13 protein-coding genes are annotated in these 15,144 nt (G+C 70.8%); 6 read left to right on the forward strand and 7 right to left on the reverse strand.

The window, feature by feature from the left end:
• Window positions 1-107: 107 nt before the first annotated feature.
• Genes MKK88_RS30325 through MKK88_RS30340 form a run of 4 tightly spaced genes read right to left on the reverse strand, consistent with a single transcriptional unit; the run spans window position 108 to window position 6,884 of the window.
• A complete protein-coding gene (locus MKK88_RS30325) occupies window positions 108-1,241 on the reverse strand; it encodes a M20/M25/M40 family metallo-hydrolase (RefSeq protein WP_244006833.1) in 1,134 nt (377 codons plus the stop codon).
• On the reverse strand, window positions 1,238-2,710 hold the full coding sequence (locus MKK88_RS30330; RefSeq protein ID WP_244006835.1) for a M81 family metallopeptidase: 1,473 nt from the start codon (window positions 2,708-2,710) through the stop codon (window positions 1,238-1,240). The genes MKK88_RS30325 and MKK88_RS30330 overlap by 4 nt, the downstream gene beginning before the upstream one ends.
• Before the next feature lie 32 nt (window positions 2,711-2,742).
• Window positions 2,743-5,343 carry a penicillin acylase family protein gene (locus MKK88_RS30335; protein WP_244006837.1) on the reverse strand — a complete coding sequence of 867 codons (2,601 nt, stop codon included), beginning with the start codon at window positions 5,341-5,343 and terminating at the stop codon, window positions 2,743-2,745.
• Complete coding sequence (locus tag MKK88_RS30340) at window positions 5,340-6,884, reverse strand: acetolactate synthase large subunit (RefSeq protein ID WP_244007005.1); 1,545 nt, start codon at window positions 6,882-6,884, stop codon at window positions 5,340-5,342. Before MKK88_RS30340 ends, MKK88_RS30335 begins: the two co-directional genes overlap by 4 nt.
• Window positions 6,885-7,096: 212 nt before the next feature.
• On the opposite strand from MKK88_RS30340, the gene MKK88_RS30345 reads away from it, so the two are divergent.
• Together MKK88_RS30345 and MKK88_RS30350 are read left to right on the forward strand one after the other, a co-directional pair.
• Window positions 7,097-8,710, forward strand: a complete 1,614-nt coding sequence (locus tag MKK88_RS30345; protein WP_244006839.1) for an ABC transporter substrate-binding protein — start codon at window positions 7,097-7,099, stop codon at window positions 8,708-8,710.
• 4 nt (window positions 8,711-8,714) lie between these two features.
• Window positions 8,715-10,106: an amidase gene (locus MKK88_RS30350; RefSeq protein WP_244006845.1), complete on the forward strand. Its 1,392-nt coding sequence runs from the start codon at window positions 8,715-8,717 to the stop codon at window positions 10,104-10,106.
• Window positions 10,107-10,147: 41 nt separating this feature from the next.
• Here the strand turns inward: MKK88_RS30350 and MKK88_RS30355 are convergent, their stop codons facing one another.
• Complete coding sequence (locus MKK88_RS30355) at window positions 10,148-10,852, reverse strand: sigma-70 family RNA polymerase sigma factor (RefSeq protein WP_244006847.1); 705 nt, start codon at window positions 10,850-10,852, stop codon at window positions 10,148-10,150.
• A gap of 203 nt (window positions 10,853-11,055) precedes the next feature.
• Between MKK88_RS30355 and nthA the strand changes: the two genes are divergently transcribed.
• Genes nthA through MKK88_RS30370 form a run of 3 tightly spaced genes read left to right on the forward strand, consistent with a single transcriptional unit; the run spans window position 11,056 to window position 12,694 of the window.
• Entirely contained in the window at window positions 11,056-11,718 is a 663-nt protein-coding gene (nthA, locus tag MKK88_RS30360; protein ID WP_244006849.1) for a nitrile hydratase subunit alpha, read from the forward strand.
• Window positions 11,715-12,374 carry a nitrile hydratase subunit beta gene (gene nthB, locus MKK88_RS30365; protein ID WP_244006851.1) on the forward strand — a complete coding sequence of 220 codons (660 nt, stop codon included), beginning with the start codon at window positions 11,715-11,717 and terminating at the stop codon, window positions 12,372-12,374. The genes nthA and nthB overlap by 4 nt, the downstream gene beginning before the upstream one ends.
• The gene (locus MKK88_RS30370; RefSeq protein ID WP_244006853.1) at window positions 12,371-12,694 is read left to right on the forward strand and encodes a nitrile hydratase accessory protein; all 324 of its coding nucleotides are present in this window, start codon (window positions 12,371-12,373) and stop codon (window positions 12,692-12,694) included. The genes nthB and MKK88_RS30370 overlap by 4 nt, the downstream gene beginning before the upstream one ends.
• Here MKK88_RS30370 and MKK88_RS30375 read toward each other — a convergent pair.
• Window positions 12,682-13,557: an MBL fold metallo-hydrolase gene (locus tag MKK88_RS30375; RefSeq protein ID WP_244006855.1), complete on the reverse strand. Its 876-nt coding sequence runs from the start codon at window positions 13,555-13,557 to the stop codon at window positions 12,682-12,684. The two genes, MKK88_RS30370 and MKK88_RS30375, sit on opposite strands and share 13 nt — an antisense overlap.
• Before the next feature lie 55 nt (window positions 13,558-13,612).
• On the reverse strand, window positions 13,613-14,623 hold the full coding sequence (locus MKK88_RS30380; RefSeq protein ID WP_244006857.1) for an SDR family oxidoreductase: 1,011 nt from the start codon (window positions 14,621-14,623) through the stop codon (window positions 13,613-13,615).
• A 184-nt stretch (window positions 14,624-14,807) separates the two neighbouring features.
• Between MKK88_RS30380 and MKK88_RS30385 the strand changes: the two genes are divergently transcribed.
• Window positions 14,808-15,065, forward strand: a complete 258-nt coding sequence (locus MKK88_RS30385; RefSeq protein WP_244006859.1) for a hypothetical protein — start codon at window positions 14,808-14,810, stop codon at window positions 15,063-15,065.
• Window positions 15,066-15,144: the final 79 nt, after the last annotated feature.

The following is a 15,144-nucleotide window of genomic DNA, read 5'->3' on the forward strand; positions in this document are numbered from 1 at the left end:
GCCCTTTGGCGGGTGCTCAGGCAAAGTCTTGAGAAATCTGGCCCTGAGATGTTCACCGGGGCGTTGCCCTGGGCCCGCGAAAGGGCTCGCCCTTTCGAAACCGCAACTCAGGCCGCCCCGAGGCTCGCCAGCAGCGCCGCGAACAGCCGCGCCCGCTGCGGCAGCGTCTCGATCAGCACATGCTCCTCCAGGGTGTGGTAGCCCTGGCCGAGGGGGCCGAGCCCGTCCAGCGTCGGAATGCCGTTGGCGCCCGTGAAATTGCCATCCGAGCCGCCGCCGGCGCTCCGGTGGGGCAGGGGGTGGCCGAGTTCCTCGCTCAGGCGGCGCGCCGTCTCGTAGAGGGCCAAGCCCCCGGCATCGGGCTCCCAGACCGGCCGGGTCACGCCCCGGGTCACGGAGAAGCGGACGCCGTCCTCCTCCCCCGACAGGGCCAGCATCCGCGCGACGCCGCGGTCGAGATCCGCCTGCCGCTTGGCCATGCTGAGGGCCTGACCGCGGCAGATCGTCGGCACGCAGTTCACCCATTGGCCGCCCGAGACGATGCCGGTGGAGAAGGTGCAATCGGCATCCGACAGGGCGTCGATGGCGAGGATCTTGCGCGCCATGGCGCGGATCGCCGAGCGGCCCTCGTGGGGCGAGGATCCGGCATGGCTCGGGCGGCCCGTCGCCTCCAGATCGAACCGCGCGATGGCGTAGCGGCCGGTGACCACGCCGTTCTCCGGCTGGCCGGGTTCCGGCACCAGCACGAAGGCGTGGCGGGCGGCCTCGGCCTCGATCAGGTCGCGGGTCGAGGGGCTGCCGACCTCCTCGTCGCCAGTGAACAGCACGGTGACCGGCAGCGGCGTCTCGATCCCGGCCGCCGCAAGCGCCCGGATCGCCGCCAGCGCGATCACGTTGCCGCCCTTCATGTCGAGGATGCCCGGCCCGTAGGCGCGGTCGCCCTCGATCCGCCAGGGCAGGGCGCCGAGCGTCCCCACCGGGTGGACGGTGTCGAGGTGGCCGAGGATGAGGATCCCCGGCTCGTCCCGGCGGGGATGCGCGAAGCGCGCGCGGACGCAATCGCTCAGGCCCATCCGCCCGGGGATCGTCTCGACCCGCGCGCCCAGGAGGGCGAGGTCCCGGGCGGCCACGCCCATCATCCGGTTGACCGCGGCCGCATCGTAGGTCGGGCTCTCGCACTCGACCCAGGGGCGGAGCGTCGCGAGGACCTCGCGGGCGTCGAGGTGCAGGTCCGGGATCATCGGGCGGCCTCTTCGGCGAAGGGATCAGCGACACGCGGCCAGTAGTGGCCCGGGCGCTTCGTGTAGGGGATCGCGCCGTAATCCGGCGGGACTGCGCCGGGGGCCGCCACGTAGCGGACCTCGCTCGCGATGGGCGCGAAGGCGGCGTAGAAATGCTGCATCGATTTCACCACGACGATCCGCTTGTCGTCGAGATTGAGCCCAAGCCCCGTGAAGGCGTCCGGTGCGAAGGCCTGCTGACGCCTGTGGGTCAGCACCACGTGGAGCCCGTCCGCCTCGACCCAGGCGGCGGGGCCGAGTTGCGCCCGGCCGCCGCTCAGTCCGGTCTGGTTGTGATCGTCAGACAGGCCGCGCACGGTGACGCGCAGGTCCACGGGATCGCCCGAGGTCACGCCGCACTTGCCGCCCATGCGGAGCGTGAAGGTCGCGCCGAGCCCGGCCTCGTGGCAGATCCCGACCGCGCCGGGGTCCCAGATCAGGCCGAGGGCGACGTCCCGGATGCCGCGCTCGGCGAGGCGGGCGAGGATCGCTGTGTTGTCCGAAGGTGCGCCCGCACCGGCATTGTCGGCGAAATCGGCGAGCACCATCGGGCGCGGGTCGTCGGAGGCCAGCGCCGCATCGATGGCGGCATCGATCGTGTCGCAGCGGCTCGCCGCCTCCTCGCGCATCGCCCAGACGGCGCCGGCGAGTTCGTCGGCGAGCGCCTGCGCCTTGCCGGCATCGCCGTCGGCCACGACGAGCATCTTGGCGCCGACATCGGCCACGTCGCCCCAGGGAAAGCCGTGCCCGAAGGAGACCGACAGGATTCCGTCCCGCCCCTCCAGCGATTCCATCCGGCGCACGAAGCCCGCGACGGGCTCGCGGCTGGTGCGCCACATGTTGACGATCCGGCAATCGGCATAGGCCATCACCGGCCGGATGTCCTTCGCGACGGTCCGCACCACGAGCGGATAGAGGTCGCGGGCGCGGTCGACGATGTCGGTGTGCGGGTATTCCTTGTAGATCACGATGACGTCGGCACTCGTCCGCATCGTTTCGGTCAGGTGGCAGTGCAGGTCGAGCTCGACGCCGATCACGGCGTCCGGCCCCACGAGTGCGCGGACCCGCTCCAGGGTGTCGCCCTCGCAATCGTCATAGCCCTCGGCCACCATGGCGCCGTGCATGAACAGCAGCACCGCATCGACCGGCAGGGCGGCCTTCAGATCCGCCAGCAGGGCGTCGCGCAGCTCCTCGTAGACGGCCCGCAGGGTGATCCCGCCGGGCTGCGCGAAGGTCGAGAGGCTCTCGACCACCGTGTGGCCGTCGGCCTCGGCGAGCTCGCGCCACGCCTTGAGGCCGATATTGCTGAGGCTCGGCGGGTTCCTTGTGCCGTCCCGGCGGGCGTAGTCGGCGTGGAAGGCCGCACGGCCCGTGGGCAGCGGCGCGAAGGTGTTGGTCTCGGTGGCGAGGCCGGCGATGAAGATCTTCAAGGTTTGAGTCCCACTCCGCCCCGGCCGCCCGGTCAGGCGGGACCCGGGGTCAATGCGATGATCGTCTCGGTGGCGGCGTCCACGGCTTCGCGGCCGTAGAGCATCGGCACATGGTCCTGGCGGCCCCAGACGGAGGCCAGGTCGGCGTAGTGGGGGCTGCCCGGGTCCCCGGACTGGCCCGGCACGTTGATGAAGACCGAGCGGTCCCAGTCCCCCACGTCCACGATCATGCGGAACGAGGCGCCGTGGGTGAGCCGGAACGTATCGGTCCTGTACTCCGCGTGCATGACCGATGCCGCGGACCCGCCCACGGGCAGGGAGCCGACATCCCAGGCCTGATCGGACCTCAGGCCGGAGAGGGGATGGGCGAACAGGGCGTGGTGCAGGCGGCCCCAGGACCAGCCGTTGTGGGGTTCGCAATGAGCCGTCGCATCCGCATCACCCCCTCCCCCCTCTGCGGGGGAGGGTGGCCCGCGAAGCGGGTCGGGAGAGGGGAGCGGCGGCGCAGGATGAGGCTGTTCCCGTCTTGAAGGTATCGTCCCTTCCTGAAACCGGGCTCCCCTCTCCCGACCCTCGCTGACGCGAGGGTCACCCTCCCCCGCAGAGGGGGGAGGGAGAGGGCCTTCTGTCTCCGGCGCGAGCCGTCCCATCGGGTCCGGCCCCATCCGCTCCAGGCAATCCCGGAACGCGGCTCCGAGGGCATCCACCAGGAGTGCGTCGCGCGTCGCCGGGTCGAGACCAGCCTCCAGCCGCTCGATCAGGCTCTGCGTGTCGCCGGGCGGCAGGAGGCGGCGGGTGTCGGCGTCGGGCACCAGCGCCTTGAGCAGGGCGGGCCGCAGGTGATGCACCCAGAACACCTCGATGAGGGCAGCGGCGGCGGAGACCGGATTGAGCGTCCCGTCGAACGACGCCAGCAGGGCCTGGGCCGAGGCCACATCGGGATCCGAGGCCGCCGGCATGGCCCGAATCAGATCGGCGAGCCGCAGGGCGGGCTCGGAAAAGACGTCGCCCTGAAGCGCGCGCGAGTCCTCCAGGCTGTGCCGGGTCTGCCCGCCCAACACCGTGCGAATGCGCCGGGCGCGCCAGGGTTCGGCCCACTCGAACCCAACCTTGTGCGCCTCCGCGGGAAAGTCCGGCGGCAGGTTCATCTCGTTGGCGGTGGCGAGCCAGCCCGCCTCCGGATCGAGGCTTCGGGGCAAGGCGCCGGGATCGTGGAAACCCGCCCAGTCGTAGCGGCCATCGCCCGGCGCCGGCAGCAGCCCGTCATGGGCCGGCCGAACCGGGGCCTTGCCGGCCATGAACCACGCGATCCGCCCCGTGGCGTCGGCATAGAGCTGGTTCACCGAGGGCGCCGACCAGTGGCGCAGGGCCGCGCCGAACGCCTCCGGGGTGGTGGCGTCGAGATAGGCGAGGCTGCCGAGATAGGCGGCAGCGCCCGGCTCCGACCAGACGGTCCGCAGCGCGAAGGCTCGGCCCCCCGCCTCGCGGATCACCGGACCGTGCTGGGTGAAGCCCAGCACCACGGTCTCGTCCGGCCCGCCGCGCACCGGGATTGTTTCCGCGATGCGCTCGATCGGCTCCCAGCCATCGCGATAGCGGTAGCGACCCGGATCGGTCGGGTCGGTCTCGCACACGAACAGATCCTCCTGATCCATCGGCGCGATGGTCAGGCTGAAGGCGGCGTGGCCGTTATGGCCGATCGAGATGCCGGGCAGGGCCGGCTCTCCGGCCCCGATCACGTCGAGTCCTGGCGCCGTGAGGTGGACGGCGTAGCGCAGGGACGGCTGCAGGTAGATCCGGTGCGGGTCGCTCGCCAGGATCGGGCGCCCGGTATCGGTGCGCGATGGGCCGACCACCCAGTTGTTCGAGCCCTCCACCGGCTCCTTCGGGGCGGCGCGTGGGCCGCGGGTGACGGCGCCGTGCGCGTCGACCTTGCTCCAGGCCCAGGCCTCTTCCCGGGTCGCCGCCAGACGTTCGGGAGAGAACCCGACCGTTGCGGTCGCCAGCCGAAAAACGTCGAGGAGATCGTCCGGCCAGTCGGCAGCGTCGAGCCCGTACGGCGCCACCGGATCGTGCGGTGGGCTGATCCGCTTGCGCAGATCGTCCGCGGCGAGCCCCGCCTCCCGGGATTCGGCGCGGGCCAGCACCCGGGCGCGGGCGACCTCGGAGAGGACGTTGCGCACCAGACCGTGGCTGCGGATGCACACCACGTCCTCCGGTTGCCAGCGGGCCGGGCGCGTCTCCGTCAGGGCGAATTCAGGCGGCAGCAGCTCGGGCTGCGCCTCAGTGAGCGCCACGTAGGCGTTGAGCCCGTCCACGAAGGCCGTGACGATGGCCTTCGTGTCCTGCGGACCGTAGGCCGCCCATTCCGCCGCCAAGTCACCGCGATAGAGGAACAGCCGGGCGGCGCGGTCCTGGGCGAGGTAGCCGGGCCCGAAATCCGCCGCCAGCAGGCCGAGGCCACGCTTGCGCCAGAGGTCGAGCTGCCAGAGGCGGTCCTGCGCCGCGTTGAAGCCCTGCGCCCGGAACGCGTCGAGCATGGTCCCGGCGCGGATATGCGCAAGCCCCCAGCGGTCGATCCGGATCTCGGCCGGACCCTCGAGCCCGGGGAGGGCGTATGTGGCCCCGCTCACAGGGCCACTTCGATCAGGTGCGGCCCCTTGTGGGCGAGCGCGTGCTGGAACGCCTCGATGAACTCCGTAAGCGTCTCGACGCGCCGCCCCTCCACGCCGAACCCCTTGGCGAGGCTCACCCAATCCAAAGCCGGGTCGTCGAGGCTCAGCATGCCGAGCGCCTTCGGGCCGGGATTGTGGGCGCCGACATTGGTCAATTCCGCCCGCAGGATCGCGTAGGAGCGGTTCGACCAGACCAGCGTCACCACGTCGAGGTGCTCGCGGGCCTGGGTCCAGAGCGCCTGGACGGTGTAGAGCCCGCTGCCATCGGCCTGGAGGTTGATGACCTTCCGATCCGGGCAGGCCACGGCGGCGCCGGTCGCCATCGGGATGCCGAGCCCGATCGAGCCGCCGCTGAGCTGGAGCCAGGTATGGGGTGCCGCGTCCCGGGTGAGGGCGAAGAAGTTGCGGCCCGTGGTGATCGACTCGTCGCAGATCACCGCGCCCTCCGGGATCAGGGCGCCGAGCACCTGCCCGATCGTATCCTGATCGAGGGGGCCGGCGGTCGGGAGCGTCGGCCGCGGTCCGGCGGCGATCGGCTCGGCGGGCGGGGCGCCGACGGCCTCGGCCAAGCGCTCCAGGGCGTCGATCTGGTCCTCCTCGGGGGTGGCCAGGGTGATCGTGGAGGAGCCCTCCGGCGCCAGCAGGCTCGGCTTGCCGGGATAGGCGAAGAAACCCACCGGCGGGGTCGCGCCGATCAGGATGATGTGGCGGAAATCCTTCAGAGCCGCGATGCCCTGGTCGATCGGGTAGGGCAGGCGCTCGATCGGCACGGTGCCGGCGCCGCGGTCGATCCGTGAATTCGACGTCATCGCCATCAGCTGCGCGCCGGTCTTGCGGGCGATCCGGTCGGCGAGGACCCGGCCTGCGTTCCGCACCGCCCGGTCGCCGAGGTGCAGGAGCACCGGTTCGCCGCTCTGCAGCGCCTTCACCGCCGCCGCGATCGCATCGTCGCCGGCCTTCGCGCGTTCGGGGATCGCCGGCACCGACGCGGGCCCCGTGCCGGGGTCCCAGGCGGTGTTGGCCGGCAGGATCAGGGTCGCGACCTGACCGGGCGCTGTGCGGGCGGCCGCGATCGCGGCGGCGCCGTCCGGTCCGATCTCGGCGGCGCTCATCCCGGTCCGCACCCAGGACGACATCGGCCGGGCCAGCCCCTCGATGTCCGAGGTCAGCGGCGCGTTGTACTCCCGATGGTAGGTCGCGTGCTCGCCGACGATGTTGACGACCGGCGTGCGCGCCTTCTTGGCGTTGTGCAGGTTGGCCAGCCCGTTGGCGAGGCCCGGCCCCAGGTGGAGCAGCGTCGAGGCCGGCTTGTCGGCCATGCGGGCGTAGCCGTCCGCCGCGCCGGTCGCCCCGCCCTCGAACAGGAACAGCACGCAGCGCATGCCCTCGACCCGGTCCAGGGCGGCCACGAAATGCATCTCGGAGGTTCCGGGATTGGTGAAGCAGACCTCGACCCCGCCCTCCACGAGGGTTCGGACCAGGCTCTCGGCCCCGTTCATGGCGTCCGGCATCCCATCGCTCACGGGCTTCGTCCCTCTCACTGGCGGCCTCGGCGGCGCCTTGGATTCTGTATTATCGTGACGCCGCCGCGGCCGAGCGCAAGGGGCTGCCGGTGACATTGTCCCTTCGCCGGACGCGGGCATGATGACCCCGTCTGGCGCGGGACTTGCCGGGGGCGAGCCGCACCTTCCACGCGTGAGGTCTGATGAAAATGCGCCGCCTGATTGCCGCCGCCCTGGCCGGCTCCGCTGCCTTGACCGGACCCGTCGTCCTGGCGGGGCCTGCCAGCGCCGAGAGCGTGCTGCGCATCGCCATGACGGCCTCCGACATTCCCACCACCACGGGGATGCCGAACAACGGCTTCGAGGGGATGCGCTTCCTCGGCTACCCGATCTTCGAGGGGCTGGTGCAGTGGGACCTGAAGAGCACCACCAAGCTCGCCGGCATCATCCCGGCGCTCGCCGAGCGCTGGGAGCAGGACCCGAACGACAAGACAATCTGGACCTTCCACCTGCGCCAGGGCGTCAAATTCCATGACGGCACCCCGTTCAACGCCGACGCGGTGATCTGGAACCTCGACCGCTACTTCAAGAACGACAGCCCGCAATTCGAGCCGCAGGGCGCCGGCATTTCCCGGGCCCGGGCGCCGCTGGTCGGCAGCTACAAGAAGATCGACGACGCCACCGTTCAGATCACCACCACGCAGGTGGCCTCGTACTTCCCCTACATGGTGGTCTACCTGCTGTTCACCTCGCCGGCCTCCTTCGAGAAAGCGGGTCACGACTGGAACAAGGTCGCCACGCTGCCGGCGGCGGGGACCGGGCCGTTCAAGATCACCCGTGTCGCCCCGCGGGAGGCGGTCGATCTCGCCAAGTTCGACGGCTACTGGGACAAGAACCGGATGGCCAAGGTCGACAAGGTCCGGCTGCTGCCGATCCCGGAGGCCAATGCCCGGGTGGCGGCCCTGCGGTCCGGTCAGGTCGACTGGATCGAGGTGCCGGCCCCCGACGCGATCCCGTCCCTGAAGCAGGCGGGCTTCACCATCACCACGGGCTCGTACCCGCATGTCTGGCCCTATCTCTACAATATGGGCGCAAAGGACAGCCCGCTGAAGGATGTCCGCGTCCGGCAGGCGCTGAATTACTGCGTCGACCGCGCCGGCATCGTGGAGTTGCTGAACGGTACGGCCGAGCCGGCCTCGGGATGGCTCAACGACAAGGACCCGAATTTCGGGTCGCCGAAGAACCGCTACACGTTCGACGCCGCCAAGGGGAAGGCGCTGCTGGCCGAGGCCGGCTACACCGACGCCAAGCCCCTGAAGCTCAAGGTAATGATCTCCTCCTCCGGCTCGGGCCAGATGCTGCCCATGCCGATGAACGAGTACCTGCAGGAGAACCTGAAGCAGTCCTGCAACGTCGAGCTGAGCTTCAACGTGGTCGAGTGGCAGGTGCTGCTCAATTCGAGCCGCGCGCTGCCGGATGCGCAGAGCCTGCAGGGCTCGATGGCGCTCAACGTCTCCTCGCCGTCCTCGGACGCCGCCGTGATGGCGCGCTACTTCGGAAGCGACCGCTTCCCGCCGGCCGGCTTCAACTTCCCCAACTGGAAGGACGATCAGTTCGACGCCGCCCTCAAGGCGCTCGCCGAGACCACCGACGCCAAGGTGATCGACGCGCAGACCAAGGTCGCGCACGAGCGCCTCGTCGATAATCCGCCGTGGCTGTTCGTCGTCCACGACCTCAACCCGCGGGGGATGTCGAAGAAGATCCACGGCTTCGTGTCGCCGCAATCCTGGTTCGTCGACCTCACCCTCGTCAGCGTGCAGTAATCCGATGTCCGATCTCGATCCCGTCCAGGCCTCCGCGGCCGAACTCGCCCGGGCGATCCGCGCGCGCAGCCTCTCGCCGGTCGACGCGGTCGACGCGCTGCTCGGGCGCATCACGCAGCTGGAGCCGAAGCTGCAGGCCTTCACGGAGGTGTTCTCCGGGGATGCCCGCCTCGCCGCCGAGGGGGCGGACCGGGCGATCCGCTCGGGCCACGCGGTGGGGCCGCTCCACGGCGTGCCGGTGGTGCTCAAGGACCTGATCGATCTGGAGGGCCGGATCACCATGGGCGGCTCGGCGGCCCATCGCACGAGGCGGGCCGAGCGGACCGCGACCATCGCCCGGCGCCTGATCGCGCAGGGTATGATCGTGCTGGGCAAGACCCATACGGTCGAGTTCGCCTATGGCGGCTGGGGCACCAACCAGCATCTCGGCACGCCCTGGAACCCCTGGGACGCGGAGGTTCCGCGCACGCCCGGCGGCTCGAGCAGCGGCACCGGCGTCGCGGTGGCGGCCCGGATGGCGCCCTGGGGGATCGGGACCGACACGGGCGGCTCCGTGCGCCTGCCCTCCGCCTTCTGCGGGCTGACGGGGCTCAAGGTGACGGTCGGGCGGGTCTCGACCTGGGGGATCGTGCCGCTCTCGACGACCCTCGATTCGCCCGGCCCGCTCGCCCGCACGGTGGAGGACGCCGCGCTGCTCTACGAGGCGATCTCCGGCCCCGATCCGCTGGATCCGACGACGCGAGGCGTGCAGCCGGACTCCCCCTGGTCCAGCCTCAACCGCGGGGTGCGCGGCCTGCGCCTCGGCCGCATGCCGGCGATCGAGCGGGAGGGCGTCGCCGCCGACATGCTGTCCGCCTACGACGCGTCCCTCGACCGGCTCGCTCGCGCAGGGGCCGAGATCGTGGACGTCGCCCTGCCATTCCGCTTCAGCGACTGCGTGGCGATGAGCGCGATCACCAACGCCGAGGCGTATTTTTTCAACGGCGCGCTGGCGGAGGACCCGTCGGCACAGCTCGGCGACGCCGTGCGGTCCCGGATCCTGGCCGGCGCCAAGGTCTCAGCCCAGGACTATCTCGGCACGCTCCATCGCCGCGCCGCGATGAAGCAGGCCTATGCCGAGGCTACAGCGGGGATCGACGCCCTGCTGACGCCAACGACGGAAACCGCCGCCGTGCCGCTCGCCACGGTCGACGAAGCGCATCTGCCCTCGCGCTTCACCCGGTTCGGCAACCTGCTCGATCTCTGCGCCCTGGCGCTGCCGAACGGCTTCACGGCCGACGGCCTGCCGCTCTCGCTGCAGATCGTCTGCCGCGGCTACGACGAGGCGATGGCGCTGCGGATCGGGCAAGCCTACCAGCAGGCCACCGATTGGCACCTGCGCCGGCCGCCGATGTAAGGGCCTGATCCGATTGACGGATCGGGCCGACGGCATCGCCCTCAGGCGGCCGGGACCTGCCCGGCCACCACCGTGCCGAGGGTCCCGAGCAGGGAGGACCGGGCCCGGCTCACCCGGCTCTTGACCGTGCCGACCTGGCAGCCGAGCTTGCTCGCCGCCTCCTCGTAGGTGTGGCCCTCGGCGCCGACCAGCAGCAGCGCCTGCCGCTGCGCCGCCGGCAGGCCTTCGAGGCGCGCCCATACGACCTTGAGGGTGCTGGCATCCTCCTGATCGGCGAGGCTCGTCATCTGGCCCGCATGGGTCCCGTCGACATCCTCGATCTCGCGGCGGGTCTTGCGCAGCTCCGAATAGAACTGGTTGCGCAGGATCGTGAACAGCCACGCCGTGAAGTTCGTGCCGGGACGGAACCGCTCCTGGTTGGCCCAGGCCTTGACGAAGGTCTCCTGAACGAGGTCGTCGGCGCGGGTGACGTCCCCCACCAGCGACAGCGCGAAGGTGCGCAGGGCCGGCAGCGCCTTGATGATGTCGCCGCGGAAGTCGAACGGCACGGTCTGGCCATGGGCGGCAACCGCGATCTCGAACCGCGCGACCAGATCGTTCAGTTGCGTCGGTAGCGGCTCCTGCTCGACGAGCTTGAAGTAGTCGCGGATGGGCAGAGCGAGGTGCTGGCCGATGGCCGTGGCGTAGCCTTTGGCCGTCCGGTTGCCCTCGGCCTCGGTCCGAGGCTTCGCGGCGTCTTCGATCATGAACGTGTCCTGATCTCGAAACTTGTATACTGGAACTGCTCTAACGTCCGTACCGGTGCAAATATGAACCGATACCAAACGCTCCCAGCGGAATTGGGAGACAGGGGCAACGTGGTCATAACGGCCGAGGTTAATCCATCCGACCTTCGGGGCTGGAAGGGACCTGTCCGGCGGTGCAGACTGCGCATCGTGAGGAGAGCGCGATGAGCCACGACCACGCGGAGCACGACCACGCGCACCACGATCATGTGCATCACGGCAGCGAACTCTCGCCGGTCGAGGCGCGGGTGCGGGCGCTGGAATCGCTGCTGACCGAGAAGGGCTATGTCGATCCCGCCGCCCTCGACGCGCTGGTCGAACTCTACGAGACCAAGGTCGGCCCGCATCTGGGCGCCCGGGTGGTGGCCCGGGCCTGGGTCGATCCGGTGTTCCGATCGCGGCTGCTGACGGACGCCACGCCGGCGATCGCCGAGCTCGGGATCGGCGGCCGCGGCGGCGAGCACATGGTTGTGGTCGAGAACACCCCGGAGACGCACAACCTCGTCGTCTGCACCCTGTGCTCCTGCTATCCCTGGCCGGTGCTCGGCCTGCCGCCGGTCTGGTACAAGGCGCCGCCCTACCGGGCCCGGGCGGTGATCGACCCGCGCGGCGTGCTCGCCGAGTTCGGTGTGACCCTCCCGGAGACCACCCGCATCACGGTGTGGGATTCGACCGCCGAGACCCGCTACATGGTCCTGCCGATGCGCCCCGCGGGCACCGAGGGCTTCTCCGAAGAGGCTTTGGCCCCCCTCGTCACGCGCGATTCCATGATCGGCACCGGGCTTGCCACGGCGCTGCCGATCGAACCCGCGGAGATGCCGGTATGAACGGGGCCCAGGATCTCGGCGGCGCGCACGGCTTCGGGCCGGTGGCGCCGGAGCCGGACGAGCCGGTGTTCCACGCCGCCTGGGAACGGCGCGTCTTCGCGATGGCGCTCGCCATGGGCTATACCGGCGCCTGGAACCTCGACGGCAGCCGCGCCGCCCGCGAGTCGCTGCCGCCGTCGGAGTATCTCGCGTCGAGCTATTACGCGATCTGGCTCAAGGCTCTGGAGAAACAGGTCGCCGCCACCGGGCTGGCGACGCCCGCCGAGATGGAGGCCGGCCGGGCCATGGAGCCGGCCAAGCCGGTGGGGCGGATCCTGGCTCGCGAAGGCCTGGAGGAGCGCTTCCGGGCCGGCTTCCCGAGCAGCCGCGCGACCGACGCCCCGGCCCGCTTCGCGCTCGGCGATGCGGTCCTGGCCCGCAACATCCACCCGACCACCCACACGCGGCTGCCGCGCTACGTCCGCGGCAAGCGCGGACGGATCGTGCGGGTCGACGGGGCTTTCGTGTTTCCCGACACCAACGCCTATCAGGCGGGCGAGAACCCGGTCTGGCTCTACACGGTCGCGTTCACCGCGCAGGAATTGTGGGGCGAGAGCGGCGATCCCGGCGGGACCGTCACGGTGGCGGCCTTCGAACCCTATCTGGAGCCTGCGTGACCCAGCCGTCGCCGAGCCCGTTCGCGGCCCCGTGGGAGGCCCAGGTCTTCGCCCTGGTGGTGAGCCTGCGTGAGGCCGGGCTGTTCACGTGGTCGGAATGGGCGGAGCGCCTCGGCCAGGGGATCCGCCCGGCGGATGCCCCCGAGCGCGCCGCCGATTACGGCGCATGGCTCGCCACCCTGGAGGGGATTTTGGCCGAACGCGGCGTGGCCGGAGCCGACAGCGTCGCGGCGCGCACGGAGGCGTTCCAGCGGGCTGCCGCGGCGACGCCGCACGGCGAGCCGATCCGCCTCGAGAACGACCCGCTCTACCGGCCCTGAACCCGCAGGCTCTCGAGCGGCACCGGGGCGGCGTGCGCGCGCCCGGCCATCAGCTGATCGAGGAGCGCCAGCACCTCCGGCCGCCCGCAATTGGCGGCCGGCTCGAACGGCGTCCAGGTCTGCACGAAATCGAGGCGCTCGAACACGTCCCGGTAGCGGCGCAACTCGCTCGGGGTGAGCGGCACGCCGCGCACGAAGGCCTTGTGGGCCGAGATCGTGGTGGCGCGGCGGACATCCGCCGGGTCGAGCTCGAATTTCAGCGCGTCACCGCAGAAGCAGATTTTCCGCGCCCGGTCGTACAGAACCGTGTGGCCGTCGAAATGGCCCGCCGTGCGGTGCAGCTCCAGGCCCGGCAGCGGCTCCAAGAAATCGTCGTAGGGCCAGCTCACCTGCAGCGCCGCGCTCCACGTGAAGTCGGCCGCGGGCAGGCAGAGCTCCGGGTCGAACCGATCCTGCAGCTGCGTCAGCGCCCCGTAGGAATGGGGATGCGAGGCCGAGAGCACCGTCATCCCGCCGAGCCGTTCGATCTGATCGAGGGCGGCCTCGCTGAAGACCGGGCAGGCCTCGAACCCCATGTTCCCGTGCCCAGTCTGGATCAGGTAGCCGGACGGCCCGATGCCCGAGACCGGCTCGTTCCAGAACCGCCAGACGCCCGGCTCCAGCTCCTGCCAGTGACACGGGAAGGCGTCCTGCGCCTCCCGGGTGGTGCGGAAGCGCCAGCCGTCCTGCGGCACGACGTGACGGGCGTCGAGGCACATGGGACAAGCGGCCGGCGCCTCGAAATGGCGCTGCCAGAACCCGCAATTGTCGCAGGTATAGGCGGGCAGCTTCAGGGCGCCCGCGAAGGGCAGATAGCCGGGCATTTCTTCGGACCTTCTTCGGGGCGGCTGTAGCAGGCTGTGCGATCGGGCGCAGCCGTCAAGTCCGATGAGGCAGCCGGCGCGCGGAGCGGGCGGCATGGACGGTGCCGGCGAGGCCGATCAGCGCGAGCCCCGCGAGACCGCCGACCACGAGATCCCGGGTACGGCTCGTGACGAACTCGGCCCGGCTCGCCTTGGTCCGCCCGGAGAACCGGCCGTCGATCCCGACGGGGCCGGGTACGGGCTCGAACAGGTTCCCCTTCATCTCGGGAATGGTCTCGTCGGAGAGCTGGGCCGACCACATGGAGGCGGCCTTGCGGTCGGCGAGGGCCGGCGCCAGAGCCTGCGCGGCCGCCATCATCATCGACGAGCGCCCGACCCAGACCTCCCGGCGCGGGTTCTCGACGGCGTACACGATCGCCTCGGCGCAGAGCTGCGGATCGAAGACCGGGTCCGGGGCGTATTGCCGGTGCCCGGTCCGGTTGCGCGCCCAGTTGAACTGGGGGGTGTTGACCGCCGGAAGGTAGATCACGCTGAGGCTGACATTGACGCGGTCGTGCAGCAATTCGCAGCGCAGGGCGTCGGTGAAGCCCGAGACCGCGAACTTCGCCGCGCAGTAGGGCGCCTGCAGCGGGGCGGCCCGGACCGCAAGGCCGGACGAGACCTGGATGATCGCGCCCCGGTTGCGCCGCTTCATGAAGCGCAGCGCCGCCAGCGTCCCGTAGACCTGGCTCAGATACGTGGTCTCGGTGACCCGCCGGTACTCGTCCGGGGTGATCTGGTCGGCCGGGTTCACCACGGTCGACATGGCGTTGTTCACCCAGGCGCGGATCGGGCCGAGCTCCCGTTCCACGCGCTCGGCGGCGGCATCGACCGCCTTCGGGTCGGCGACGTCGGCGCTGATCGCCAGCACCGGCTGGCCATAGGCCGACAGCGCCCGCTCGGTGGCTGAGAGACGGTTCTGATCGCGCGCAATCACCGCCACCGACCATCCGCGCTCGGCCAGCGCGTGCGCCGTCGCCAGCCCGATACCGGCCGTACCGCCGGTCACGACCGCAACCCGAGCCATATGCACCTCACACCGTCGCCAAAGATCCGAACGGCAACCCGGGTCGCGGCGGTCGGTTGCGATGCGGCATCGGGCCGGAACGTCACGGGGGGTATCGATTTCCCTGTCCCGCGACGCAACGACCGAGTCCGGCGACTGTTAACTCCGTAGGCTGCGTCATGCCGAACCACCGAGGGTCGAAGTCATGCGCTCCGGACGACATTTCTCCCTGCCGATCGATCCCTGGCCCCAGGCCTCGCTCGCCGAGCGCACGGCGGTCGGGATGGTGCTGACCTTCCTGCTGCTCGTGCCGGCCTGCGCAGCCGGTGCTGTGCTGTTCGTGATCTCGATGATCGCGACGCACATCTACTGGTCCTACGACCTCGGTGCCTCGCTGCGCGGCTTCATGGTCCGGCACGCCCGCATCCCGGGCCGCCGCGGCCGGGTCGTTCGGAAGGTCTGAGACCCGGCCTTTTTCCGGCGCCGCAACGGCGCGGGCCCACATGGCGAGCGATCCGCGCGGCCTTGATCGCTGTGCGTTG

It is taken from the genome of Methylobacterium sp. E-005, assembly GCF_022829725.1.
Taxonomy (GTDB): domain Bacteria; phylum Pseudomonadota; class Alphaproteobacteria; order Rhizobiales; family Beijerinckiaceae; genus Methylobacterium.